This window comes from Microtetraspora sp. NBRC 13810 (assembly GCF_030268685.1).
In the GTDB taxonomy this organism is placed as follows: Bacteria; Actinomycetota; Actinomycetes; order Streptosporangiales; family Streptosporangiaceae; genus BSRQ01.
This window is the reverse complement of the sequence record NZ_BSRQ01000014.1, coordinates 169,117-194,306: the sequence shown is the minus strand read 5'-3', so window position 1 is coordinate 194,306 and position 25,190 is coordinate 169,117. Positions and strand designations below refer to the sequence as shown.

At 72.4% G+C, this 25,190-nt stretch carries 20 protein-coding genes and 1 pseudogene; 10 read left to right on the top strand and 11 right to left on the bottom strand.

Annotation, left to right across the window (positions count from 1 at the left end; all coding sequences use genetic code 11):
* Nucleotides 1–5: 5 nt before the first annotated feature.
* Both QSK26_RS26500 and dacB read right to left on the bottom strand, forming a co-directional pair.
* Complete coding sequence (locus tag QSK26_RS26500) at nt 6–1,190, bottom strand: Rv3626c family coenzyme F420 biosynthesis-associated protein (RefSeq protein ID WP_285777994.1); 1,185 nt, start codon at nt 1,188–1,190, stop codon at nt 6–8.
* A gap of 37 nt (nt 1,191–1,227) precedes the next feature.
* Entirely contained in the window at nt 1,228–2,628 is a 1,401-nt protein-coding gene (dacB, locus tag QSK26_RS26495) for a D-alanyl-D-alanine carboxypeptidase/D-alanyl-D-alanine endopeptidase (protein ID WP_285777962.1), read from the bottom strand.
* A gap of 89 nt (nt 2,629–2,717) precedes the next feature.
* Between dacB and QSK26_RS26490 the strand changes: the two genes are divergently transcribed.
* Nucleotides 2,718–3,212 carry an inorganic diphosphatase gene (locus tag QSK26_RS26490; RefSeq protein ID WP_285777961.1) on the top strand — a complete coding sequence of 165 codons (495 nt, stop codon included), beginning with the start codon at nt 2,718–2,720 and terminating at the stop codon, nt 3,210–3,212.
* A gap of 19 nt (nt 3,213–3,231) precedes the next feature.
* Here the strand turns inward: QSK26_RS26490 and QSK26_RS26485 are convergent, their stop codons facing one another.
* From QSK26_RS26485 to QSK26_RS26465, 5 genes are all read right to left on the bottom strand, one after another.
* Nucleotides 3,232–4,452 (bottom strand): C40 family peptidase, encoded by a 1,221-nt coding sequence (locus QSK26_RS26485; RefSeq protein WP_285777960.1) that lies wholly within the window; start codon nt 4,450–4,452, stop codon nt 3,232–3,234.
* Nucleotides 4,453–4,762: 310 nt separating this feature from the next.
* Nucleotides 4,763–6,523, bottom strand: a complete 1,761-nt coding sequence (locus QSK26_RS26480) for a hypothetical protein (RefSeq protein ID WP_285777959.1) — start codon at nt 6,521–6,523, stop codon at nt 4,763–4,765.
* A gap of 144 nt (nt 6,524–6,667) precedes the next feature.
* Nucleotides 6,668–7,465, bottom strand: a complete 798-nt coding sequence (locus QSK26_RS26475; RefSeq protein WP_285777958.1) for a hypothetical protein — start codon at nt 7,463–7,465, stop codon at nt 6,668–6,670.
* 78 nt (nt 7,466–7,543) lie between these two features.
* Nucleotides 7,544–9,154 carry an ABC-F family ATP-binding cassette domain-containing protein gene (locus QSK26_RS26470; protein ID WP_285777957.1) on the bottom strand — a complete coding sequence of 537 codons (1,611 nt, stop codon included), beginning with the start codon at nt 9,152–9,154 and terminating at the stop codon, nt 7,544–7,546.
* 98 nt (nt 9,155–9,252) lie between these two features.
* The gene (locus tag QSK26_RS26465; RefSeq protein ID WP_285777956.1) at nt 9,253–9,933 is read right to left on the bottom strand and encodes a TetR/AcrR family transcriptional regulator; all 681 of its coding nucleotides are present in this window, start codon (nt 9,931–9,933) and stop codon (nt 9,253–9,255) included.
* Between the two features lie 142 nt (nt 9,934–10,075).
* Between QSK26_RS26465 and QSK26_RS41885 the strand changes: the two genes are divergently transcribed.
* Nucleotides 10,076–11,416 (top strand): sensor histidine kinase, encoded by a 1,341-nt coding sequence (locus tag QSK26_RS41885; protein WP_502888748.1) that lies wholly within the window; start codon nt 10,076–10,078, stop codon nt 11,414–11,416.
* Here the strand turns inward: QSK26_RS41885 and QSK26_RS26455 are convergent.
* The 3 genes and pseudogenes from QSK26_RS26455 to QSK26_RS26445 all read right to left on the bottom strand — a co-directional run.
* Nucleotides 11,370–11,804: pseudogene (locus tag QSK26_RS26455) on the bottom strand (serine hydrolase domain-containing protein); the annotation flags it as partial. The gene QSK26_RS41885 and the pseudogene QSK26_RS26455 sit on opposite strands and share 47 nt — an antisense overlap.
* Before the next feature lie 118 nt (nt 11,805–11,922).
* The gene (locus tag QSK26_RS26450; RefSeq protein ID WP_285777955.1) at nt 11,923–13,056 is read right to left on the bottom strand and encodes a S1 family peptidase; all 1,134 of its coding nucleotides are present in this window, start codon (nt 13,054–13,056) and stop codon (nt 11,923–11,925) included.
* A 226-nt stretch (nt 13,057–13,282) separates the two neighbouring features.
* A complete protein-coding gene (locus QSK26_RS26445) occupies nt 13,283–14,116 on the bottom strand; it encodes a GNAT family N-acetyltransferase (protein ID WP_285777954.1) in 834 nt (277 codons plus the stop codon).
* A 419-nt stretch (nt 14,117–14,535) separates the two neighbouring features.
* On the opposite strand from QSK26_RS26445, the gene QSK26_RS26440 reads away from it, so the two are divergent.
* The 6 genes from QSK26_RS26440 to QSK26_RS26415 all read left to right on the top strand — a co-directional run bounded on the left by QSK26_RS26440 (nt 14,536) and on the right by QSK26_RS26415 (nt 21,782).
* Nucleotides 14,536–16,158, top strand: coding sequence for an ABC transporter substrate-binding protein (locus tag QSK26_RS26440; protein WP_285777953.1), 1,623 nt, complete (start codon nt 14,536–14,538; stop codon nt 16,156–16,158).
* Nucleotides 16,155–17,114: an ABC transporter permease gene (locus QSK26_RS26435; RefSeq protein ID WP_285777952.1), complete on the top strand. Its 960-nt coding sequence runs from the start codon at nt 16,155–16,157 to the stop codon at nt 17,112–17,114. The genes QSK26_RS26440 and QSK26_RS26435 overlap by 4 nt, the downstream gene beginning before the upstream one ends.
* On the top strand, nt 17,107–17,997 hold the full coding sequence (locus QSK26_RS26430) for an ABC transporter permease (protein WP_285777951.1): 891 nt from the start codon (nt 17,107–17,109) through the stop codon (nt 17,995–17,997). The genes QSK26_RS26435 and QSK26_RS26430 overlap by 8 nt, the downstream gene beginning before the upstream one ends.
* Complete coding sequence (locus QSK26_RS26425) at nt 17,994–18,980, top strand: ABC transporter ATP-binding protein (RefSeq protein ID WP_285777950.1); 987 nt, start codon at nt 17,994–17,996, stop codon at nt 18,978–18,980. The genes QSK26_RS26430 and QSK26_RS26425 overlap by 4 nt, the downstream gene beginning before the upstream one ends.
* Complete coding sequence (locus tag QSK26_RS26420; RefSeq protein WP_285777949.1) at nt 18,977–19,960, top strand: ABC transporter ATP-binding protein; 984 nt, start codon at nt 18,977–18,979, stop codon at nt 19,958–19,960. Before QSK26_RS26425 ends, QSK26_RS26420 begins: the two co-directional genes overlap by 4 nt.
* 73 nt (nt 19,961–20,033) lie before the next feature.
* Nucleotides 20,034–21,782, top strand: coding sequence for a gamma-glutamyltransferase family protein (locus QSK26_RS26415; RefSeq protein ID WP_285777992.1), 1,749 nt, complete (start codon nt 20,034–20,036; stop codon nt 21,780–21,782).
* Between the two features lie 42 nt (nt 21,783–21,824).
* Here QSK26_RS26415 and QSK26_RS26410 read toward each other — a convergent pair whose 3' ends face one another.
* Nucleotides 21,825–23,753 (bottom strand): WD40 repeat domain-containing serine/threonine protein kinase, encoded by a 1,929-nt coding sequence (locus tag QSK26_RS26410; RefSeq protein WP_285777948.1) that lies wholly within the window; start codon nt 23,751–23,753, stop codon nt 21,825–21,827.
* A gap of 348 nt (nt 23,754–24,101) precedes the next feature.
* On the opposite strand from QSK26_RS26410, the gene QSK26_RS26405 reads away from it, so the two are divergent.
* Together QSK26_RS26405 and QSK26_RS26400 are read left to right on the top strand one after the other, a co-directional pair.
* Nucleotides 24,102–24,266 carry a hypothetical protein gene (locus tag QSK26_RS26405; protein ID WP_285777947.1) on the top strand — a complete coding sequence of 55 codons (165 nt, stop codon included), beginning with the start codon at nt 24,102–24,104 and terminating at the stop codon, nt 24,264–24,266.
* A 183-nt stretch (nt 24,267–24,449) separates the two neighbouring features.
* On the top strand, nt 24,450–24,758 hold the full coding sequence (locus QSK26_RS26400; protein WP_285777946.1) for a hypothetical protein: 309 nt from the start codon (nt 24,450–24,452) through the stop codon (nt 24,756–24,758).
* The last annotated feature ends 432 nt before the right edge of the window (nt 24,759–25,190 follow it).

Below are 25,190 nucleotides of genomic sequence, written 5' to 3'. Positions count from 1 at the left end.
GCCCGCTAGTTCGCCGGCGGCGGGGGCGGAGCCGGCGAATCCCCGTCGGAACGCGGATCGGCGTCCGTGCCCGCGCCGTCGGCGGAGGCGGCGGAAGCGGCGGAGGCGGCGCCGTTGGCCGAGGGAAGGGCCGGGGAGTCGACCACCCGGGAGATCCAGCTCTCCGGCGCCGCGATCTCCTCCAGGGTCGGCAGCGTGGCCGGCGAGCCCCAGATCTTGTTGAACCCGTCGATGCCCACGTGGCCGACCACGTCGCGGACGAAGGCCGAGCCCTCGGCGTACTGCTTCATCTTCAGGTCGAGGCCGAGCAGCCTGCGCACCGTCCGGTCGATGCGGGACCCGCCCTCGCGGCGGTGCTGGAACTTGTTGCGGATGTCGGCCACCGAGGGCACCACGGAGGGGCCCACCGCGTCCATCACGTAGTCGCCGTGGCCTTCGACCAGGGTCATCACGGCGGTCAGCCGGTCGAGGATCTGCTTCTGCTCGGGCGTCTGGATCGCGTCGATCAGGCTGCCCTCGCCGCCCCGCACGACGTCGGCCACCGCGTCGGCGGCCGAGCGCAGCCGCTCGATCAGGGTCGGCAGGTCGAGGTCGGCGGCGAGCAGGAACTCGGTCATCTGGGACCGGACATACTCCCGCAGCCAGGGCACGCCGGTGAACTGCACCCGGTGCGTCTCCTCGTGCAGGCACACCCACAGCCGGAAGTCGCCGGCGTGCACGCCCAGCTCGCGCTCGGCGTGGACGATGTTGGGGGCGACCAGGGTCAGCCGCCCGGTCGCGGCCCGCCCCGAGGGGTCGGGCGGCAGGAACAGCTCGTACTGGCCGAGCACCCGGGTGGCGAGGAACGCGAGGAGCGCGCCGACCTCGACGCCCGTGATCCGCGAGCCCACGGCGGCCACGATGGCCGGCGCCTGGGCGCGGTTGGACATCCGCTCGGTCAGCGGCTCCAGCACGACCCGGAAGCCTTCGACGTTGGCCCGGATCCAGCCGGGGCGGTCGACGACCGTGGCCGGCTGCGCCGCCGTCTCGGTGTCGATCCTGGTGAACTCGCGCACGTGCCCCTCGGCCTCACGGGACAGCCTGCGAAGGTCGGCGACGGCCTGCCTGGCCTCCGCACGGCTGACCTGAGGGCCCGGGCGCACCAGGCGCGTTCCGGTGGAGACGGCGAGGTCCCAGTCGATCACCTGCATACCGTCCACCGTACGTGCTCCTTCCGGCGGCCGCGCATCAGCAGCCGCAACGCGAGACGATCGTGGCGAGCCGGTCAAGGACGGGCTCGGCGTTGACGGGCACCTTGTCCGCCAGGAAGGCGAACGTCACCAGGCGCCCGTCGGTCGTGGTGGCGAGGCCCGCCAGCGTGTTGACGTTGTTGAGGGTGCCCGTCTTGGCCCGGACCACGCCCACGCCCGGCCGGGAGAGCGAGCCGGTGAACCGCTGACCCAGGGTGCCGGTGAACCCGGCGACCGGCATCCCGCTGATCACCGCGTGCAGGTGCGGGTTGGCGGGGGAGGCCGCGACGGCGACCAGGCGGGCCATGGCGGCGGCGCTGATCCGGTTCTTGGTGGACAGGCCGCTGCCGTCGAAGGTCTGCACGCCCTTGTCCGCGCCGATCCGGGCCAGCACCCTGCGCACCGCCTGCGCGCCGCCCTCGAAGGAGGCGGGCAGGCCCTCCTTGAGCGCCACCTGCCTGGCCAGCGCCTCGGCCAGGTCGTTGTCGCTCAGGGTCAGGGTCCGCTCCACCAGCGCGTAGACGGGGGCCGACTCCACCCGGGCCAGCTCGGCCGCGCCGTCGGGCGCCCTGGCCGGCCTGACGCTCCCGCCGGCCGTCACGCCCTCCTTGCGGAGCAGCGCGGCGAAGGCGAGCGCGGCGGTCCGCGACGGGTCGGACACCCGGGTCCAGGAGTCCGGGTCGGCCCTGCCCTCGTCGACGGCCAGCGCGGTGATCGGCGCGACGCTGCCCTCCGGCACGTATCCCGGCTTCCAGCCCGGCGCGAGCCGCGAGCCGGTGTAGAGCGTGTCGTCGTAGCCGAGCGTCACCTTCGTGACGCCCGCCGCCTTGAGCGCCTCGGCCGTGCTCTCGGCCAGCTCCGTCAGCGACGCCGGCCTCGGGTACGGCCGGCTGCGCGGCGCCCTGGGCCCCTGGAGGGTGGGGTCGCCGCCGCCCACCAGGATCACGGAGTTCTTGGCCTGGCCGCGCACCACGCGGGTCGTCAGCCTGGCCTCCGGGCCGATCGAGGCGAGCGTGGCCACCATGGTGGCCACCTTGGTGGTGGAGGCGGGCGTGACGGCGGCGTCGGCGGCGGAGCCGAACAGCTCGGCGCCGGAGGAGACGTCGATGACGGCCGCGCCCACCCGGTCGCCGAGCGCGGGGTCACCCAGCGCGTCTTCGAGGCGACCGGCCAAAGTACCCTTGGTCGGGAGAGGTCCGTTCCCACCCGCGGCCAGCACTGGTCCCGCGGTCACCACGGGGACGGGCGGCGGCTCCGCCGGCGCGACCGGGCGTGGCGGCCCCTCGGTCAGCGCGCTCAGGTTGAAGTCGTTGGTGATCAGATAGGCGCCGGCGGCGATGACGAACACTTGCAGCAAGGCGAGAGTGACCAGGGCCACCCACCGCTCACGCCGAACCACGTCGCCTACCTCTCTCCTTACAGGTACTACGCCTACGAGACATTAACGCCCGACCGGGGGTTCCCGGGGGCTTGAGTGGAGGAACCGCGGTGGAGTTCGACGTTGTCGTTGAAATTCCCAAGGGACAACGGAACAAGTACGAGGTGGACCACAAGACCGGTCGCATCCGTCTTGACCGGCTGCTGTTCACCTCGACGCAGTACCCCGCCGACTACGGGTTCATCGAGCACACCCTCGGCGAGGACGGCGACCCGCTCGACGCCCTCGTCCTGCTCCAGGAACCTACCTTCCCCGGCTGCCTGATCGCCTGCCGCGCGGTGGGGATGTTCCGGATGACCGACGAGAAGGGCGGGGACGACAAGGTCCTCTGCGTCCCGGCCAACGACCCTCGCATGCAGCACATCCGGGACATCCACCACGTTCCGGAGTTCGACCGGCTGGAGATCCAGCACTTCTTCGAGGTCTACAAGGACCTGGAGCCGGGCAAGTCGGTCGAGGGCGCCAACTGGGTCGGCAGGGTGGAGGCCGAGGCCGAGATCGAGGCATCGGTCAAGCGCGCCCAGGCCTTCGGCGGCCAGCACTGATCTGCGCGGCGCGGCCCGGTCACGTCGGGCGGGTCGCGCCGACCAGGTCGCTGCGCCAGATCGGCGCGATGCGCACGACGTCTCCGGTCTGCGGAGCATGCACCATCATCCCCCGCCCGATATAGATGCCCACGTGGTGAATGTCCCCGGGGTTGCTGGTGATCCGGCCGAAGAAGACCAGGTCGCCGCGGCGCAGATCCCCGGTGGGGATATGCGGTCCCGAGGTCCACTGGGTGCCCGTCCAGTGGTCGAGCCGGACGCCGACCTGCTCCCAGGCCCGCATGGTCAGCCCTGAGCAGTCGTAGCTGTCCGGCCCGTCGGCGGCCCACACGTAGGGCTTGCCGAGCTGGGTGAGCGCCCAGTTGGCGGCGACGTCGCCCATCCGGGACGAGGACGCGCTCTTCGGCACTTTGGCGATCTTGGAGGCCGCCGCGCTGGTCCGCCGGAACCTGGCGCGCTCCATCGACGCGGCCCGGGTCCTGGCCAGCCGGTCGGCCGTCGAACGGGCCGCGGTCAGCCTGCGCTCCAGCAGGTCGCGCTCCTCCCTGAGCCCGCCGGTCTCCGCCTGCTGCCGCAGCACGGCCTCCTCCGCCGCCGCCTTGGCCCGCTCGGCCCGCCCGGCCACCGCCAGCCGCTCGCCGTACGCGTCCCGGGTCTGGCCCTGGAGGATCCCGTACGCCGTCTGGGCGTCGCGCAGCTCCTTGAGCACCTCGGCCTGGCCTGCGCTGAGATGGTGCAGCGTGCTCGCCTGGTGCAGGTAACCGGGCAGCCCTCCGCCGCCGGACGCCACCATGATCACCATGGGCTGGGAGAGGTCCACCCCGCCGTAGCTCTGCGCGGCCAGCGCGGCCACCGCCGCACGCGCCTCCGCGACCTGCGCGTCGGCCGCGCGCAGCCGGTCGGTCGCCGCCTGGAGGGCCTGCTCGGCCTGCCGCAGCCGGACCAGCTCGCCGTTGTACGCCTCGACGAGCCGCTCCGCCCCCGCGTTCAGCTCGTCGAGGCGGGCGCGGGCCTGGGCGAGCCTGGCGACCGCCGTACCGAGCCGATCCTGGTGCTCGTGCACGTCGCGGCGCGCCTCGGCGACCTCCTCGGCGCTCGGTCGGGGCTTGTCGGCCGCCCGCAGGAGCAGCGGAGCCGCGCCCGCGGGCGCGGCGACGGTGCCCATCGCGAGACAGGCCATCCCGATCAGCGCGGCCGACCTACGGCGGCGCGCAGAAGGCCCGTTGCTGGCGGAGCGCATCCTTTCCCCCCATCCCGGCTCGCCATCCGAAGGAGCCGGGTCCCGGATGCCGCGGTGACTGATCGTCACTCTGCGCAACATGCTTCCCACTGGAAACACGATGCACACCTGCCCCACCAGCGTAAACCCAGAGATCGCCATTTGCCCGAATCCGGCACGCCTACGGTGCGTTACCTTCCGGGCCGCCTGACGCGGGCGCTGGGAGAGGTGGGGGCGGGCCAGGGGTGCCGCGGTGGCGGCGGGTCAGGGATAGAGCGGGGATAGCGGTGGCGACGGGTCAGGGATAGGGCGGGTCAGGGGTGGCGGCGGGTCAGGGGTGGGGGGCGCGGCGCCAGTCGTCGGTGCGGGAGGGGAAGCCCTGGGACGGGTCGGTCGCGCCTGGGGCGGCGGGGGGACGCGGGTGGTGTGGGTTGGCCGGGTTGGGGGGCGAGCCGCCGGGTGGGTTCTGGTGGGGGGCGTCCGGCGGTCTTCTCGGCTCCGGCCTGCGGGGCGCCGGGGCCGGGCGGCGGGGGGCGGAGTGCCTGACGGTCGTGGTGGGCTGGGGGCTCGGGTCGGGGGTGGGCTCGGCGGACGGGCTCGGGGGCTCGGTGGGCTTCGAGGTCGGTTTCGGGCGGGGGCGTGGCGGGTGGTGCGGCGGGTGGTGGGGCCGGGGGCGTTCGCGGGGCGGTGTGTAGCGGGGCGGGCGTGGGTGGTGCGGGCGCGCCGAGGGCGGCGCGGGGCGCGGGGTGGGCACGAGGATCGGCGCCGGGTGCGCGGGCGGGCCCGGCCGTGCGGGCGGGCCTGGGTGTGCGGGCGGGCCTGGGTGTGCGGGCGGGCCCGGATGTGGGGGCGGGCCCTGTGGCGGGACCGGGGAGACGGCCGGGGGCGCGGGCGGGGCGATCGGCTTGGCGGCCGGGGTGGGGCGGTCGCCGGGCCGTAGCCAGGGCCTGGCCTTCAGGCGCGGGAGGTCCGGCTCGAAGGGCAGGCCGGCGAAGGGCCCGAGGGTCGATCCGCCGGTGTCCAGCCGTTCGAGGCCGCGGGGGGCGATCTCCCGGCTGACCCGGGTGGGCGTGGGCTCCGGCCGCCACGGCGGGCGGATGCGCGGCGGCTCACCCTTCGGCGGGAACGCGTCGGACGCGATGCCCGTGACGCCGCCGGAACGGGTGTCCCCCATCGGGCCGTACGTCGCCGCGACCACGATCAGCGCGGCGCCCGCCACCAGGGCGCCGGCCAGCACCCGGGGCACCCGGGGCACCCGGGGCCACCGTCGGGCCGGGCCGGCCCGGTCGATCGGGAACCCCGCCGCGTCCAGCGGGCCGACCCGCGCGGCGACGTGCCGCCGGTAGGGGACGAGATCGGGATCGACGAAGCAGCTCATCACCCGGACTCTGAGCGCCTCGGGCGCGGCGATCCGCGGCATCAGGTCGAAGACCTTGGTGGTGGCCACCTGCCGGGTCCGGTGCGGCGAGCACGCCTCGCAGCGGCCCAGGTGCCGGATGACCTGCTCGCGCGTCGCGGGGGTGAGTTCGCCTTCCCGCCCGCCGAGGATGCGGGCCCGGCGCGGGCAGTCGTGCGGCCCCTTCCTGGCGAGGATCTCGGCGGTGACCGCGTCGCGCAGGTGGTCGCGGGCCGCCGCGTGACCGGTGTCGACGCGGTGCGCGGGCGCTCCGACGACCAGCGCGATCTCGGCGGCGCTCAGACCGTGCCGGGTGGCGAGGTCGAGCACCTCGCGGTCGTCGGCCGCCAGGCTCCACACCGCGTGCCAGGCCATGAGCCGCAGGTCGGCGTCCGGCCGGCCGGTCAGGTCGGGGACGCCGGGACGCCGCCCGGCGCCGGACAGCGCCCGCCGGCGCCGGCACTCGCACCGGGCCAGCGCGTAAAGCCACGCGCGCAGCAGCGCCGGATCGGCGAGGGCGTGAATATGGGCTTCGGCGGCGATGAACGTGTCCCGAAGCGCGACCTGAGCACTGTCGAGGCCCCCCAGGGAGGACAGGCAGAAACTGTGGATTCCCTCCGCGTGCGAGTCATAGAGCGCGGCGAGGGCGCTCGGATCTCGCTCGCGCAGAGCCTCGACCAGGACTTCGTCAGTCATGTCACGGATGGTAAACGGTCAGTAACTCCGGGTTCTACCTTTTACTCAACCATGACAACAGTTGTCACTATGAAGTCAACAACCCAGCAAAACCCAATTACCCGACTAACCCCGATTTTTCGCGCTTTTGCCTGATTTTTCGAATCATGGGCCGGTGTCGACGCCGGGCACCGGCTGGAGGCCGCGGTCCTTGACGAAGGGCGCCGTGGTCGGCTTCGCCTTGTGCACCGGCGCTATGCCGCCCATGGCCAGCTCGTCATAGGGGCGACTGGTCGAGCCCCAGGTGCGCGCCACCACGTCGGCCGTGGCGACGGTCGGCGGCGCGTGGTCCGCGGTGAGGATGAACCTGCGCCGGTTGTCGGCGTGCACGTCGTCCACGAAGGTGCTCACGCCGCCGACCAGCTTGCCCATCTTGTCGCGGAGCAACGCCGTCACCGCCAGGCTGCTCGCCGCCTGCCGGTACGGATTGCCGACCCGGCCGGTGACCAGATACCCGCCGTTCTTCTGCCGCTTGGTGAGGATGTCGGTGACCGGGAACGGCCGGAACGCCGACGGGATCCTGCTCGCCAGCCGCCACTGGGCCGGCTTGTAACTGATCGTCACCTTCGCGGGCTGCCCCTTGGCGACCGTCTTGCCGCTGAAGGCCAGCGTCGCGGCGGGCGGCACCGCGTCCAGCGGCTGGTCCATCCGGGCCACCTCGGCGCCCCTGGCGTCGGTGGCCACGATCGTCGCCACGACCTGCTCACCGAAGTGGTACGGGTTGCCGTTGGCGAGCACCCCGGCCCAGTTCACCAGGTAACCCTCGTCGCCCTTGGATATCGACGAGACGTGCTCCTTGACCGAGAGCGGCTTGAGCGTCGTGGCCTGCTCCTCACTGGAACACGCCGCGAGCAGTGCCACCCCGAGGGCGAGCACACCGGCAATTCGACTACGCTGCGTCACTTTGCATACTCAACCGGGGGAAAGGTCCGGCCATGGGGTGACGCGCGGTAGCCGTACCAACTCTTTATGCGCGGCGGGTCAGCGTGCGCGGACGACCCTGCTCTCGTCCCAGACCGGCTCGGGCGCCTCGTAGACCCGGCCGTCGGCGCCGAAGACGACGAACCGGTCGAAGTCGGCCGCGAACCAGCGGTCGTGGGTGACCGCGACCACCGTGCCGTCGAACGCGTCCAGCCCCTCCTGCAACGCCTCCGCGCTGGCCAGGTCGAGGTTGTCGGTGGGCTCGTCGAGCAGCAGCAGGGTCGCGCCGGAGAGTTCGAGCAGCAGGATCTGCAGGCGCGCCTGCTGCCCGCCGGACAGCGTCTCGAACCGCTGGTCCCCCACGCCGCCGGCCAGCTCGTACCGGGCCAGCGCCTTCATCGCCTCGTTCCGCAGCCGGGCGTGCTCGGTCATGACGATCTCGCACGGCGTGCGTTTGAGCAGGTCGGGCCGGGCGTGCGTCTGGGCGAAATGGCCGGGCACCACCCGCGCGCCGAGCCTGCCCACACCCGTGTGGCGGACGTCCTCGCCGGCGAGCAGCCGCAGGAAGTGCGACTTGCCGGAGCCGTTCGACCCGAGCACCGCGATCCGCTCGCCGTACCAGATCTCCAGGTCGAAGGGCTTCATCAGGCCGGTGAGTTCGAGACCCTCGCAGATGATCGCGCGCTTGGCGGTGCGCCCGCCGCGCAGCCGCATGCTGATGAGCTGGTCCTTGGGCGCGACCTCGGGCGGCCCCGCCTCCTCGAACCGGCGCAGCCGGGTCTGCGCCGCGTGGTAGGCCGGGGCCATGCCGTCGTTGTAGGTGGCCTTCTGCTTCAGCATGGTGACCAGGCGCCTGAGCTTGGCGTGCTCCTCGTCCCAGCGGCGGCGCAGCTCGTCGAGCCGCTCGTTGCGCTCCCTGCGCGCCTCCGCGTACCCCGCGAAGCCGCCGCCGTGCACCCACACGTTGCCCGACTCGACGGTGACGATCCGGTCCGCGGCGTTGGCGAGCAACTGGCGGTCGTGGCTGACCAGCAGCACCGTCTTGGGCGTGTCGCGCAGCGCCCGCTCCAGCCACACCTTGCCGGGCACGTCGAGGTAGTTGTCCGGCTCGTCCAGCAGCAGCGTCTGGTCCGGCCCGCGTAGCAGCGCCTCCAGCACCAGCCGCTTCTGCTCCCCGCCGGACAGCGTGTTCACCTCGCGGTACTTCACCCGCTCGTACGGCACGCCGAGCGCGGCCACCGTGCACGTGTCCCAGAGCACCTCGATGTCGTAGCCGCCCGCGTCCGAATAGTCGGTGATCGCCTGGGCGTAACGCATCTGCGTCTTCTCGTCCTCGCGCTCCATCATCGCGAGCTCCACGGTGTGCAACCGCTCCGCCGCCGCCCGCACCCGCGCCGGAGCGACGCTGAGCAGCAGGTCGTGCAGCGTACGCCCGTCCCGGATGCTGCCGATGAACTGGCGCATGATCCCCAGCCCGCCGGAGCTCGCCACGCTCCCCTCGACCGGCTCCAGATCCCCCGCGATCAGCCGCATCAACGTGGTCTTACCCGCGCCGTTCGGCCCGACCAGCGCGGCCTTGATCCCCTCCCCGATCCGGAAGGACACGTCATCCAGCAACGGCCGCCCGTCCGGCAGCACATAGGTCAGATGACCCACCTCGACGTGTCCCACCGGCTTCCTCCCATAGTCGCCTGCAGGTTATCGGCGGCCCCGTCCCGCGGGCATCCCCATTTCGCGCCGCGGCGCGACCGTGGTGTGGGGGCCCGCGGTCAGGGGTGGGGCATCGGGTTCTCGGGGGTGAGAGCGGGGTGGGGGCCGGGGTGGGGGCCGGGGAGGGCCATGGTGCGGTGGATGAGGCGGTGGAGGTGGGCGCGGAAGCGGTCGGTGGTGCAGGGGTCGCTGACGCGGACGCCCTGGTCGTCGAGGATGCCGCCCTGGCAGAAGTCGTGGATGCTCCAGACGATCGACCAGAGGAGGAACTCCAGGTCCACGGTGGCGTCCACGTGGCCGGTGGCGACCGCGAGTGCCAGGCCGTCCAGAATGAGGGTGTTCTGGGGCTGGATGTACTGGCGTTCGACCTCTCCCACGTCGCTGGCGTCGGAGAGGATGCGCTGCGTCGACAGCCTGGCGGCCTCGGGGTGGACGAGGCAGAAGTCGAGGTAGCCGTCCGCCAGCCGGTGCAGGGTGTACGCGGAGACCTCGGGGTTCTCCCTCGCGCCCTCGACGACCTTCAGCAGCAGTTGCCATTTGGCCCGGTAGAGGCGGTCCAGGACGGTGAGGTAAAGCTCCCGTTTGCCGCCGACGAGGTCGTTGACGGCGGCGACGTCCAGTCCGGCGGCTTCGGCGATCTGGCCGAGGGAGATGCCGTCGTACCCGAGGGCGGCGAACAATCGGGTGGCAAGCTCCTCCAGAATTTCTGTCTGCCGACCGGCACGGGGGATGGAAGCCATAAAAGCGAAGCTAAATGGGCAAAGGTTCCTCGAACAATCACATATAGGCAAAGTTCGACCAAGGGCTCGCGCGTTTTCCCGCGCCGAGGGCAGCGGCACACGGCGGAACGATCGTGCGCCTCCCCCGCCTAGACTCCCAGTCATGCCCCCAGCAGCCACCGTGCCCTTCCGGCGCGCCGTCGGGCTGCTCACGGGGCTCGCGACCGGTCTGGCGGGGCTCGGGTGGGTCTGCGTCGCCCCGCTGGTCGGCGACGGGCGCGCACGGCGCGGCACCGCCACCCTGGTCGCCTGGGAGCTCGCCCGCCTGACCACCTGGTACGGCTACCGCGCCGGCACGCCCCACACCCACCAGGCGGGGCGGGTCTATCTGGCCGTGCGGGGGCTGGTCGGGGTGGTGGGGGGTTATGGGGTCGTATCGGGGGTGTTCGTCGCGCTGCTGCTGCTCCACGGCGGGGTGTGGGACCTGGTGTCGGGGGACACGGAGCTGATCACGCTGAGGTTCCCCGGGGTGCGGCTGATGGGCAGCAGCTGGGCGTACGGCCTCGTGCTCGGAGCGGTCACGCTGGCGCTGGCCGGCGGGTGCGGCGCCGGCCTGCCGGGGGTGGAAAGGCGGCTGGCCGACCGGTTCGCGGGGCCGGACCGGCGGACGGTCCTGGAGGGGCGGATCGCCGATCTGACCGCCTCCCGGTCCGGCATCGTGCGGGCGGTGGACGACGAGCGGCGGCGGATCGAGCGGGACCTGCACGACGGCGTGCAGCAGCGCGGGGTGGCGCTGGCGATGCTGCTGGGGCGGGTGCGGCACACGGCCGACCCCGCCCTGATCGACGAGGCGTACGCGGAGTCGCGGCTGCTGCTGGAGGAGCTGCGCGGCGTGGCGTGGCGGGTCTACCCGGCCGAGCTGGACACCCTGGGGCTGCGCGCCGCGCTGGAGGAGGTCGCGCGACGCTCGGCCGTACCGGTGTCGATGGAGTGCGCGCTGCCGGAACGGCTCGCGCAGGAGGTCGAGACGGCGTTGTACTTCGTGGCGCGGGAAGCTGTCACCAACGCCAACAAGCACGCGGCGGCCGGCGCGATCGCGGTGGCGCTGCGCGGGGACGAGGGAGAGGTGACGGTGACGATCTCCGATGACGGACGCGGCGGCGCGGTGTCCGGCGGCGGGCTGTCCGGGCTGGCACGGCGGGTGCGGGCGCTGGACGGGACGTTCGAGGTGCGCAGCCCGCCCGGCGGCCCGACGACGGTGACCGCGAGGCTGCCGTCAGGTCGCCGCCGTGCCCCACGACGCGGGTGCCGTGCGGGGTCTCGCCGAGCGACCAGCCGAGGGCGTACCCGGGGTTCTGCGGGGAGGGGGTGCGCATCTCGGCGACGCTTCGCGCGGGCAGGAGGTGCGCCGTCCTCAGGCGGCGGACGGCGCCTTCCAGGGTGCCGGGCTGGGGCAGGCTCTTCTCGTGGAAGGCGGTGCCCGCCATGCCGGACGTCTGGTTGAGAAGCTGGCGCACGGTGATCTTCATCGCTCGCGGGTCCGCCATCCGGAACTCCGGCAGGTAGCCGCGCACCGGCCGGTCGAGGTCGACCGTGCCCTTCTCCACCAGTTGCATGACCGCCAGCGAGGTGAACGACTTGCTGACCGAGGCGACGGCCATGGGGGTGTCCGCCGTCACCGGTTCGCCGGTGGCCGTCTCGCCGTACCCGGCGGCGTGCACGATCGCGGTCCCCTTGGTGATCGCCACCGCCACTCCGGGCAGCCCGGTCGCCTCGCGGTAGGCGGCGACGTACGCGTCGACGGCCGCCGGGGTGACCTCGGCGGGCGGCGCGGCGGCGCCGGCGGGCGGCAGCAGGGCGAGGAGGATCGCGGTGAGGGTGTCTCTCAGCATCCCCCGAACCTGGCACGCCCGCCCGCCCGCCACCATGGCGGAAATCCGCCGCGTTCTGTCCGGAAAACCACACGTGCCCGGCGACGGATCGCCGGGCACGCGGGGGGCTGGAGAGAGGTCAGCCGACGCGCAGGGTGAGCCCGTACACGCTGAGGATCTCGTTGACCGGCTGGTGGTAGGTCGTGCCGCCGACGGTGCAGTTGCCCGAGCCGCCGGAGGTCACGCCCTGGGCCTGGCTGCCGGAGATGAACGAGCCGCCGGAGTCACCGGGCTGGGCGCAGGCGCTGGTCCGGGTCAGGCCGCTGACCGTGCCCTGCGGGTAGGTGACGCTGGCGTTGTGCTGCTGGATGGTGCCGCAGCGCCAGCCGGTGGTCGAACCCGAGCGGCAGATCGAGGAGCCGACGGTGGCCTGCGTGGAGCCGCGGACGATGACGTTCGCGCCACCCGAGCCGCGCACCCAGGGCTGCGGGGTGTGGCCGGGGGTGGCCACCCACGCGTAGTCGTTGCCGGGGAACGAGGAGCCCTGGAAGGTGCCGGACGGGTTGCTGGTCGCCTGGCCGGCCCGGCCGCAGTGGCCGGCGGTGACGAAGCCGGGGGTGGTGCCGCGGGTGACGGAGAAGCCGATGCTGCACCGGCTGGAGCCGATGTAGAAGGCGTTGCCGCCGATGATGTCGATGAAGGGCTGCGGGCTCTCGGCGGAGGCGACCACGCGGACCGTGTTCTTGTCCACGCCGGAGGCGGCGACGAGGGCCTCACCGCCGGCCTGGCTGCCGGCGAGGATGACGACGCTGTTGGTGGTCACGTCGACGTACCACACGGACGCGCCGGCCTTGGCCTGCTCCGGTGCCCGGTCGAGCTGCTCCTTGACGCCGGTGAGCTGCTCCAGAGTGCGGCCGACGACGACCGGCTGGGCGCCCTTCGCCTCGATCGACGCGGACGTTCCGGCGTCGGTGGTGGCGACCAGCAGCTTGGAGGCGTCGGCGTTGAGCCACGACCCGGCGTAGGACTTGCCGAGGGAGGTGCTCAGCTCGGTCTCCGCCTTGGCGGCGGACTGCTCTTTGGCGAGCCGCTGGACAGCCTGCTGCTCGGTGATGCCGAGGTCGCGCTCCATCGCGTCGATCATCGCCGGCGGGGCCGGTTCGGCCTTGAACGCCGGAGTCTCGGCTGCGGCGGCGGCAGCGGGGGTGACCGCGGCGGCCAGGCTGAGGGCCACGATCGCGGCGCCTAAGAGAGCGGAGCGTTGTCTTGACACGTGCACTCCTTTTTCTGGGGGGGTGCTGTCAAGTTAACGGCTGGAATGGGCGCCGAGATGTATCAGCTATCCCCCTATCCCGGCGTTATGGGAGACACGTGGGAGGCGTGGTACGCCGCGTCCTATCGGGGTGTTGACCAGTGCCTACGCGCTTTTCGCCGGGCCAGGTGACCCGACTGTCGTCACCTTGTTTCGGACTGCTTGAAAGCTATGAAAAGGGTGCGCCTTATCGGGGTTCGGCGATCAGGGCGGTGCCGACGGGGCGGAATCCGAGCCTGGCGTAGATGCGGGCGACGTCGTCGTCGCCGGCCGAGAGGAAGACCGTCTTCACCCCGTTCCGGGCCGCCTCGGCGACGAGGGCGGCGGTGACCGCGAGGCCGAGCCCGCGGCGGCGGGCGGCGGGCAGGGTGCCGACGCCGACGATCTCGCAGACCTCCCCCACCCGGTTGTACTGGCCCGAGCACAGCACCGTCCCGTCCCGCTCGGCCACGGCGACCGCCTTGTGGCCGGCCCGGACGAGCGCGGCCACCCGCGGCACCGCGCCGGCCTGCTCGCCCACCACCCTGGCCAGTTCGGCCGGGCCCGCCGCGCCGATCCGGGTGCCCGGCTCGGCGAAGGCGAGGTGCGGGACGGCGAGCGCGGCCGCCAGCGCCGGGTCCTGCGGACCGAGGACGCGGGCCGCCGCCGCGGTCTCCGCGGGGACGGGCGCCAGGTCGTCCGCTTCGAGCGCCATCAGGGGGTGCGCGTGCACGGCCAGGCCCGCCTCCTCGGCGGCGGCGCGCAGGGCGGGCGTGATCTCGGCGACCCACTCGAAGCTCTCAGGGACGCCGAGCTCGCGCTGCCGGGCGCGGACGCCGGACACGTCGGCGGCGGTCGCCGCGCCCGGCCGTCCCAGGGTGGGACGCGCGTAGAACGGCCAGCCCTCACCAGTCGAGCCGTCGCGGACGAACAGCGTGAGCGGCCCGTGGTCCTCGGCCCTGGCCTCATGCCGCGGCACCCCGTCGTAGAACCGCTCGATCCGGTCCAGCAGGGCCCGGTCGCCCCCGTCGCGAAAAGTCACGCCGGGCATTCAAGCACGCCAGACCGGCCCTCTCCAGCGATTTTGCGGACGATCACCAGGTGGGGAGGTAGGTGCCCGGGAAGCGGTCACCATCCTGTGGACGCGTTCACCGTCGATTCACCCGGACGTGCGAAACCCTCGGGAAGACGATTCCGGCATGGCCGCGAACGGCCAAACGCTCGCTCGGTCAGCCGAGCCGTACAAGGCGCCCGGCGACCTTCCCGGCGCGCGTCCGAACCGCCCGGCGGGGCCGACCGCGACCCGGCACCGGGGCGGTGATCAGCGGCGGAGCCGCCGGGACGAGTTGATCATCACCCAAGGTTCCAGTGTGAAAAATTAGACAAACCGAAACATTTTGGTAATAACATAGTGCATACACTTCACGGCAGTCTTACGACTGCCTGCTAGGAGATCCCCCTATGCCTTCCCCCTTCACGCCATCGTGGCGGGCCGCGCTGATCGCCGCCCCCCTGGCTCTGGTCCTCTCGGCCTGCGCGGGCGGCGGTGGCGCGGCCGCACCGGCGCCCTCCGTTTCCGCCGCCTCCGCCGACGACCGCCCGGTCAAGAAGGGAGGAACGGTAACCGTCGGGCTCAGCGCCGATCCAGGCTCCCTGGATCCCAGCTCGGCCACGACGTTCTACAGCCGTCAGGTCTTCGTCAACCTGTGCCAGAAGCTGTATGACATCGACGAGAAGTCCACCCTCGTCCCGCAGCTCGCCAGTGCGATGCCCGAGGTCTCCGACGACGGCAAGACGATGACGATCAAGCTGCGGACCGGCGTCAAGTTCAACGACGGCACGCCGTTCGACGCCGCCGCCGTGAAGAAGTCGCTGGACCGGCACCGCACCTGGGAGAAGTCGACCAGGGCGTCCGAGCTGGCCCAGGTCAAGTCGGTCGACGTGGTGGACCCGGAGACGGTGAAGCTGGAGCTGGCGCAGCCGTACACGCCGCTGACCTCGCTGCTCGCCGACCGGTCCGGGATGATCATGTCGCCGAAGGCGCTCGACGCCGAGGGCGACGACTTCGGCACCAACCCGGTGTGCGTCGGCCCCTTCAAGTACACCAGCCGCACCTCGGGCTCGGAGATCGTGCTGGACAAGTCGGCGGACTTCTACGACGCCGACAAGGTCAACCTCGACAAGATCATTTACAAGATCATCGTCGACCCGAACGTGCGGGCCGCCAACCTGAAGTCCGGCGACGTGCAGGTGGCCGACAGCCTCGCCACCACCACCGTGGCCGGCGTGCAGAACGACCCGAACCTCAAGGTGGTCTCCGGCGGCGGCCTCGGCTACTACGGCTTCTCCGTCAACATCGGCAACGTCAGCGGCTCCACCGAGAAGTACGGCCCGGTGGACTCGCCGCTGGGCAAGTCGCCCGAGCTGCGCGAGGCGTTCGAGCTGTCGCTGGACCGCGAGGCGATCAACAAGACCGTCTACAACGGCCTGCACCAGCCGGACTGCTTCCCCATCCCGCTGGACAGCCCCTACCGTTCGGCGAGCCTGACCTGCCCCAAGCGCGACGTCGCCAAGGCCAAGCAGCTGGTGGCCGCCTCCGGCGTGCAGACGCCGATCCCGGTGACGCTGACCGCGCCCAACGACGCGACCAACCAGCGGCTCGCCGAGGTCATCCAGCAGATGGTCAAGGAGACCGGGTTCAACGTCTCCGTGCAGACCGCCGAGTTCGTCTCCACGCTGGAGCAGGGCAACGCCGGCGACTTCCAGGTGCTGCTGAACGGCTGGTCCGGCCGCATCGACCCGGACGGCAACCTGAACAACATGATCAACACCGGCGGCAGCAACAACTACGGCGGCATCTCCGACCCGGTCATCGACGACTCGCTCAAGGCCGCCGCCGCCGCGTCGGACCCCGCGGAGCGCTCCGACCTCTACGCCAAGGCCCTGCAGAAGGCCGCTGAGCTGCGCGGATTCATCTACCTCTACCACAACAAGTACTACCTCGGCATGAACAAGTCGATCGCCGGCGTGGACTACTACGAGGACGCGCTGCCCCGGCTGGCCAACGCCGGATACGCCCAGTGATCTGGTTCGTCCTCCGCCGGGCCGGCTCGGCGCTGATCGTGATGTTCGTGGCCAGCGTCCTGATCTTCCTGGGGATCAGGGCGCTGCCCGGGGACCCGGCCGTGGTGATGGCCGGTGAGGAGGCGACCCCGGCGGTCGTCGCCGCGATCCGCGAGGAGTACGGCCTGGACCGGCCGCTCCCCGCGCAGTACGTCACCTACGTCGGCCAGACCCTCACCGGCAACCTGGGCAGGTCCACCCAGGACGGGCTCCCGGTGTCGGAGATCCTCCTCCAGCGGCTGCCCGTCACACTGGAGCTCGCCGCGCTGGCCATGCTCGTCGCCATCGTGATCGGCGTGCTGGCCGGCATCATCGCCGCGGTACGGCGCGGCCGGCTGCCCGACTACCTGGCCACCGGCTTCGGGCTGGCCGGGCTGTCCATCCCGCACTTCTGGCTCGGGCTGCTCGGCATCCTGCTCTTCGCGGTCACCCTGCGCTGGCTGCCCGCCTCCGGGTACGTGCCGTTCAGCGAGGACCCGGGCGGCAACCTGCTGCGGATGCTGATGCCCTCGCTGGTGCTCGGCGCCGGGTTCGCCGCCGTGCTGATGCGCCAGACCCGCTCGGCGATGCTCGGCGCCCTGTCCTCGGACTACGTGCGCACCGCCCGGTCCAAGGGCCTGCCGGAGAGCGCGGTCGTCGGCGTCCACGCGCTGCGCAACAGCCTGACCACGGTGGTCACCGTGCTCGGCCTCCAGCTCGGCGCCCTGATCAGCGGCGCCGTGGTCACCGAGCAGATCTTCGTGATCCCGGGCTTCGGGAAGCTCACCGTGGACGCGGTGCTCACCCGCAACTACCCGGTGATCCAGGCGGTGGTGCTGGTCACGGTGGCGGGCTACGTACTCGTGAACCTGCTGGTGGACATCGCCTACGCGTTCCTCAACCCGCGGGTCCGGCTCTCGGGAGGCACCGATGGCTGAGTTGGGCGTGAAAGAAACGGTCGCGCCCGTGGTCTCCTCCGGGCGGGCCGACCGGCGGCGCAGGCTGTGGCGGCGCTTCCGGCGCAGGCCGCTGCCGATGGTCGGCCTGGTGCTGGTCGTGGCGTTCCTGCTGCTCGCCCTGGTCGGGCCGCTGGTCACCCCGGACCCGTCCCTGCAGGACTACAACGCGACACTCGCGCCGCCCTCCCCCGCGCACCCGCTGGGCGCCGACGACCTCGGCCGCGACGTGCTCGCCAGGATCGCCTCCGGCGCGCAGATCTCGTTGCAGGCGGGCGTGCTGTCCACGCTGCTCGCGATGGTGATCGGCATCCCGATCGGCCTGGTGGCCGGGTACTACCGGCGCTGGCTCGACCCCGTGGTGATGCGGATGGTGGACGTCGTGCTGGCGTTCCCGTTCCTGGTGTTCGCCGTCGGGCTGGCCGCGATCATCGGGCCGTCGCTGCGCGGCGTCGTGTTCGCGCTCGGCTTCGCCCAGTTGCCCGCGGTGATCCGGATCACCCGGGGCGAGGTGCTGGCGGTGCGCGAGATGGACTACGTCATGGCCGCCGTCGCGGACGGCGCGGGAGACGGCCACATCCTGTTCCGCTACATCCTGCCCAACTGCGCGAACCCGCTGATCGTGCAGGCCACGGTGGCGATCCCGACGGCGATCATCGGCGAGGCCACGCTGTCCTTCCTCGGCCTCGGTGTGCAACCGCCGACCCCCTCGTGGGGCGTGATGCTCACCATCGCCCAGCAGTACCTCGACCAGGCGCCCTGGCTGGCGATCTGGCCCGGAGTGATGATCGCGCTGGCCACCCTGGGCTTCAACCTGCTCGGCGACGGTCTGCGCGACGTCTTCGACCCCAGGAGCGCCCGATGACCCTCCTAGAGATCAAGGACCTCACCGTCGGCTTCGACACCGAGGACGGCCTGGTGCACGCGGTCAGGGGCGTGTCGCTCGACCTGGCCGAGGGCGAGATCCTCGCGCTGTGCGGGGAGTCCGGCTGCGGCAAGTCGGTCACCGGCATGTCGATCCCCCGCCTGCTCCCGCCGGACAGCACCCGGCTGTCCGGATCGATCAGGCTGGACGGCCGGGAGCTCACCGGCCTGCCCGAGGCCGAACTGCGCCGGGTGCGCGGCAAGGACGTCTCCGTCGTCTTCCAGGAGCCGATGACCTCGCTGAACCCGTCGTTCACGGTCGGCTACCAGATCGGCGAGGTGCTGCGCAGGCACGAGAAGCTGTCCTGGAAGGCGGCCCGCGCCCGCGCGGTGGACCTGCTCAGACTGGTCGGCATCCCGGCACCGGAACGGCGGATCAACGAATACCCGCACCAGCTCTCCGGCGGCATGCGGCAGCGTGTGGTGATCGCCATCGCGGTGGCCTGCTCGCCGCGGGTGCTCATCGCCGACGAACCGACCACCGCGCTGGACGTCACGATCCAGGCCGGCGTGCTGGACGTCTTCCGCGACCTGCGCGACCGGCTCGGCACCGCGATCATCCTCATCACGCACGACCTCGGCGTCGTCGCCGACATCGCCGACCGCGCCGTGGTCATGTACGCGGGCCGCGCCGTCGAGCAGGCACCCGTCGGCGAGCTGTTCGCCCGGCCCCGCCATCCCTACACGCTCGGCCTGATGAAGGCGCTGCCCACGGCGGCGGCGGCCGGCGCCGACGGGCGGCTGCGCCTGGCGGAGATTCCCGGCATGCTGCCTTCGTCGCTGTCGGACCCGGCCGCGTGCCTGTTCCACGACCGCTGCCCGCGGGCGAAGGACGACTGCGTCACCGCGGTGCCCGAGCTGGCGGCGAGCGGTCCCGGGCATCTGGCCGCCTGCTTCTACCCGCTGGAGGACGGTTCGCGATGATCCTGCGCGTCGACAACCTGGTGAAGCACTACGGTGCGGGACGCGGAGCCGTGGTGCACGCGGCGGACGGGGTGTCCCTGGAGATCGCCCAGGGCGAGGTGCTCGGCCTGGTCGGCGAGTCCGGCAGCGGGAAGTCCACGGTGGGCAAGTGCGTGCTGCGGCTGACCGAGCCCACCTCGGGCACGATCGAGCTGGACGGCCGCGACATCACCCACCTGTCCCGCCGCGCGCTGCGCCCGCTGCGCCGCGACGTGCACATGGTCTTCCAGGACCCCTACTCCTCGCTCAACCCGCGCTTCACGATCGAGCAGATCGTCGCCGAGCCGCTGCGCCGGCACGGGGTCGCCAAGGGCGGCGAGGTCTCCCGGCGGGTCACCGCCATGATGGAACGCGTCGGCCTGCCCCGGCAGATGCTGGCGCGGTTCCCGCACGAGCTGTCCGGCGGTCAGCGCCAGCGGGTCGGCCTGGCCCGCGCGCTCATCCTTGAGCCCAAACTGGTGGTGGCCGACGAGCCGGTGTCCGCGCTCGACGTCTCCGTCCAGGCGTCCGTACTCAACCTGATCACGGACCTCCAGCGGGACATGGGGTTCTCCTGCCTGTTCATCACGCACGACCTGTCCGTGGTGCGGTTCCTCGCCGACCGGATCGCGGTCATGTACCTGGGGGAGATCGTCGAGACGGGTCCCACCGACCAGATCTTCGCCGAGCCGCGGCACCCGTACACGCAGGCCCTGCTGTCCGCGGCGCCGGTGCCCGACCCGGTCGAGCAGCGGCAGCGCCGCAGGGTCGTGCTCGGCGGCGAGATCCCCAGCCCGCTCGACCCGCCGCCCGGCTGCCGCTTCCACACCCGCTGCCCGCTCGCCCAGGACGTCTGCCGCACCGCGGTCCCGGCCCTGCGCGACCCGTACGGCGGGCGGCACACGGTCGCCTGCCACCTGGTCACCGACGAGAAGATCCCCGACGCCACAGCGGCACACTGAGAGGAACACGACGCACGTGTCCAGCACCACGCCCCCCTTCACCACCCGTCCCGAGCTGACCGGCGACTTCGGCATGGTCGCGAGCACGCACTGGCTCGCCTCCGCGGCCGGGATGAGCGTGCTGGAACGAGGCGGGAACGCCTTCGACGCCGCGGTGGCCGCGGGTTTCGTGCTCCAGGTCGCCGAACCGCACCTCAACGGGCCGGGCGGTGAGGTGCCGATCCTGCTGTGGAGCGAGGCCGAGCAGAAGGTGTCGGTCGTGTGCGGCCAGGGTGTCGCGCCGGCCGCCGCGACCGTCGAGCACTACACCGGCCTCGGGCTGGAGATCGTCCCGGGCACCGGCCTGCTGGCCGCGACGGTGCCGGGCGCGTTCGACGGCTGGCTGACGATGCTGGAGCGCTGGGGCACCTGGACGGTGGCCGACGTGCTGGAGCCCGCCATCTCCTACGCCGAGCGGGGCGTCCCCGTGCTGCCGCGCATCGCCGACACGATCGCCACCGTGGAACAGCTCTTCACCGAGGACTGGGCCACCTCCGCCGCGCACTGGATGCCGGACGGCCAGGTGCCCGCCCCCGGTTCCCGGCTGACCAACCCGACCCTGGCGGCGACCTACCGCCGGGTGGTCGCCGAGGCGCAGGCCGCCTCCACCGGCAGGGAAGGGCAGATCGCCGCCGCCCGCGCGGCGTGGTACCGCGGCTTCGTCGCCGAGGCGATCGCGAAGTTCTGCGCGGAGACCGCCTGGCGGGACTCCTCCGGCGAGGTGCACGGCGGCCTGCTGACCGGTGACGACCTGGCGGGCTGGCGGGCCACCGTGGAGGAGCCGCTGTCCTTCGACTACCACGGCCACACCGTCTGCAAGACCGGACCGTGGGGGCAGGGCCCGGTCTTCCTCCAGCAGCTCGCGCTCCTCGCCGGGACGGATCTCGGGTCGATGGACCACCTCGGCCCGGACTACATCCACACCGTCACCGAGTCGGCCAAGCTGGCCTTCGCCGACCGGGAGGCGTGGTACGGCGATCCGGCGTTCACCGACGTGCCGGTCGGGACGCTGCTGAGCGAGTCCTACAACGCCGGGCGGCGGGCGCTGATCGGCCCGGAGGCCAGCCTGGAGCTGCGTCCCGGCACGGTGGACGGCCGTACGCCGCGGCTGTTCCAGCCCTCGGCCGCGGTGGCCGCGTACCAGAACGCCGCCGGCGCCGGCGAGCCCACGGTCGCGCCGAACGGGCGGACCCGGGGCGACACCTGCCACCTCGACGTGGTGGACCGGTTCGGCAACATGGTGTCGGCCACGCCGAGCGGCGGCTGGCTGCAGAGCTCCCCGGTCATCCCCGAGCTGGGCTTCCCGCTGGGCACCAGGGCGCAGATGTTCTGGTTGCAGGACGGGCTGCCGGCCTCGCTGCGTCCCGGCGCCCGGCCGCGCACGACGCTGACGCCGTCCTTCGCGCTGCGCGAGGGGAAGCCGTGGCTGGCCTTCGGCACCCCGGGCGGCGACCAGCAGGACCAGTGGAGCCTGAACTTCTTCCTCACTCTGGTGCACACCGGGATGAACCTTCAGGAGGCCATCGACGCGCCCATGTTCCACTCCGCGCACTTCCCGAGCTCGTTCTTCCCCAGGGAGTCCCGTCCGGGCGTGCTGCTCGTGGAGGACCGCGTCGGCGCCGGCGTGGTGGACGAGCTGCGCCGGCGCGGCCACGAGGTCGAGGTGCAGGACTCCTGGACGCTGGGCCGGCTCAGCGCGGTGGCCCGCGCCACCGCGCCCGGCGGCTTCCTGCGCGCCGCCGCCAACCCGCGCGGCGCCCAGGGCTACGCGGCCGGCCGCTGACCGGGAGCTCTCCGCCGGGGGCTCACCGAGTCCCCGGCGGGGTCACGGGGCGGGCGGGCCGAGGCTCCACACCCGGATCGTCTCGTCCTCGCCGCCGGACAGCGCGACCGGACGCCCGTCCAGCCGGGCCACGCCCACCGACCACACCCAGTCGGTGTGCCCGGTGAACGGCCCGCCGATCGGCTTCCCCGTCGCGAGGTCCCACACCCGCACCGTCTCGTCCTCGCTGCCGGAGACCAGCACGGGACGCCCGTCCAGCGTCGCGGCCTCCACCGAGTGGACGGCCCTGCCGTGACCGAAGATCGGTCCGGTGACCTGCTTCCTGGTGGCGAGGTCCCACACCTGGATCGTCTCGTCCTCGCCGCCGGAGATCACGACGGGCCGCCCGGCCAGCTCGGCGACGTCCACCTCGATCACGAAGTCGGTGTGTCCCGCGTACGGCTCGCCGACCGCCCGGCCGGTCGCCAGGTCCCACACCCGGACCGTTCTGTCCTCGCCGCCGGAGACGACCACGGGACGCCCGGCCAGCTCCGCCGCCACCACGGAGAAGACCGGCTCGCCGTGCCCGGTGAACGGCTCGCCGACCGGCCTCCCCGTGGCGAGGTCCCACACCCGGACGGTCTCGTCGTCGCCGCCGGACAGCACGACCGGGCGGCCGTCCAGCTCCGCCGCCGCCACCGTGAGGACCGCGGCCCCCGAGGTGAACGGCCGGCCGACGGGCCGCCCGGTGGCGAGGTCCCACACCCGCACCGTGCCGTCCCTGCCGCCGGAGACCGCCACCGGGCGGCCGTCCAGCTCGGCCGCCGCCACCGACCACACCCAGTCGGTGTGGCCCGCGAGCGGCCGGCCGACCGCCCGGCCGGTCGCCAGGTCCCACACCCGGACCATCCTGTCCTTGCCGCCGGAGAGCACCACGGGACGCCCGGCCAGCTCGGCCGCGGCCACGGTCAGGACGTCGGCGGTGCCGGTGAACGGCCGGCCGACCGGCATGCCGAAGGAGGCCGGCCCGCCGGTCCCGCCCGCGGCCGGGCCGGGACCGGCGGGTGAGGGCTCCTGGAGCCAGACGGCGCCGAGGACCAGTCCGGCGGCCACGGCGACCGCGACGACCGCCTTGCGCACCCGGGGGCGCACGCCCCGGCCGCGAGGCGTGCCCGGGGCGCGCGAGACCTCGTCGCGGGTGAGGGCGTCGAGCAGGTCGGTGACGGCGGGCCGGTCCTCGGGCCGCTTGACCAGGGCGGCGGCCAGCAGCGGGCGCAGCCGGTCGGGCACGCCGGCCAGGTCGGGCTTGCGGTTGAGCACCGCGTTCATCACCACGGCCGAGACGTCGCCGGGGAAGGCCGGGTGGCCGGTGGCCGCGTAGACCATCGTGGCGGCCCAGCCGAACACGTCGGACGCCGGGCCGGCCTCCTCCCCGTTGAGCTGCTCGGGCGCGAGGTAGGCGGGGGTGCCCATCACCGAGGAGTGCGTGGCGGTGTGGTCCGGGACGCTGGCGATGCCGAAGTCGATGACCACCGGACCCTCGGGGCCCATGATCACGTTGCGCGGCTTGAAGTCCCGGTGGATGATGCCGGCCCGGTGGATCGCGGCCAGCGCGGTCAGCGTGGTCACCGCGATCCGGTCCAGCGCGCCGCCGGCCCGCGGCCCCTCGGCGGCGACGAGGTCCTGGAGCGAGGGCCCCTGGATGTACTCGCTCACCATGTACGGCCGGTCGCCGACGATCCCGGTGTCCAGCACCTTGGCCGTGCAGAACGCGGCGACCCGGCGGATCACCTCGGCCTCGCGCAGGAACCGCTCCCGCACCTTGGGGTCGGCCGCCATCCGGCCGTGCAGCACCTTGACCGCCACCTGCCGGCCCGAGGGCGCCCTGCCGAGGTAGACCACTCCCTGGCCGCCCTCGCCCAGCACACCGATCAGCCGGTAGTCGTCGATCTCCCGCGGATCACCCTCGGCCAGCGGGCCAGGACCCGGCACCGCACACCTCTTCCCACGCCCCGCACCCGGCCCGTTCCCCGACTCGGAGTGGACGGCGGGCAACCGTCTTCCGGAACACAGCGGCTGGTTCGAGAACGGCATGTCAGCCTGATTATCCGGCAACGCGAATGATCACTTTGCACGTTTTCCCTGATCAGCGCTATATACCGTTCGCCTGGATTTATCGGGAAATATAGGGAATCGCCACCCGGAACGTTGGCAAAGGTGGCCGGCCGTATGGCCGGCCCGCCGCCGGATCGCGCGGGCGCGACGTTAAACCCGCTCCGTACGGGACAGGAAAGATGACGAAGCGGGCGATGCCCGGCCGGAGACGACTGGAGATCACGCATGCTCGGAAAGACCACACGGAAGGCGGCCCTGACGGCCGCGACAGTGGCCACCCTTGTCGGCCTGGTCGCGGGCTGCGGCGGCGGCGGGGATGACGACGACGGCGACGACCGTCCCGACGTGGTCAACACGAACGCCCCCGGGGACGACAACGACGACGACTGAGCACGACGGACCGGCTCCCCGAGCCGGTGACCTCCGATACGGCCGGACCCCGCACACCGGGGTCCGGCTTTTTCCTGCCGGTCGGTGAGCCGCGGGTACGAGGTTTCCCGGATACCGGGCGCGCGACTTCGATCGCACAATGTAGTCATTCGCTCACGCTCCGAAGTCGAAGGAGAGCATCCGATGAAACTGTACGTTCGCCGCGTCGCCATCACGCTGGCCGGCGGTCTGCTGACCGGCGCCGCCATGCTGGTCGCGGTGCCCGCCACCGCCGCACACGCCACCACCGCCGCGCATGCCTCGCAGGCCGCGGTCTGCTCGGCCGACGCGAAGGCCGGCTGGATCTGCTTCCTGCGCTACTGCGACGCGCACTACTGCTACTACGACTGTTATCCGACCAGGGCCGCGCACGCCGAGGGCGCCGCCCCCGGCAAGACCATCAAGGTGCCCAAGGGCAAGGGCAAGCCCGCCGCGGAGATCACCCAGTCCTGATCCGGGCGCCCCTCCAGACAGGTGGTGGCGACCAAGCCGCGGGCACGCCTCTCCGGCCTCGCGGCGGTCCCCTCCCGCCACCACCGGCACCGGGCCGCCCGCCATGGGGGCGGCCACGGGCCACCGCGAACGACCGCGGCCGTGGAGTCGGAGATGAGCGCACCTGGTGAGGATGCCGACAGGCGCGCAATGGTCAGGGCGGAAGCATCGGCCGATTTCCGGAACGATCGGCGATCGATATCGTGCCCTTATATGCTCGGTTGCCATGAGGATTGAGGCCATGTGACCGATATATGAGACTCGCTGGGATTTATCGCATTTTGTGCACATGTTTTCCCGGGAGGGCTCTCATCGGCCCCCGTGCCACGGAAAAGCGCCTAGCCGCAGAAACGAACGGCACCCAGCACCGCGGCGAGCAGTTCTATCAGAGCC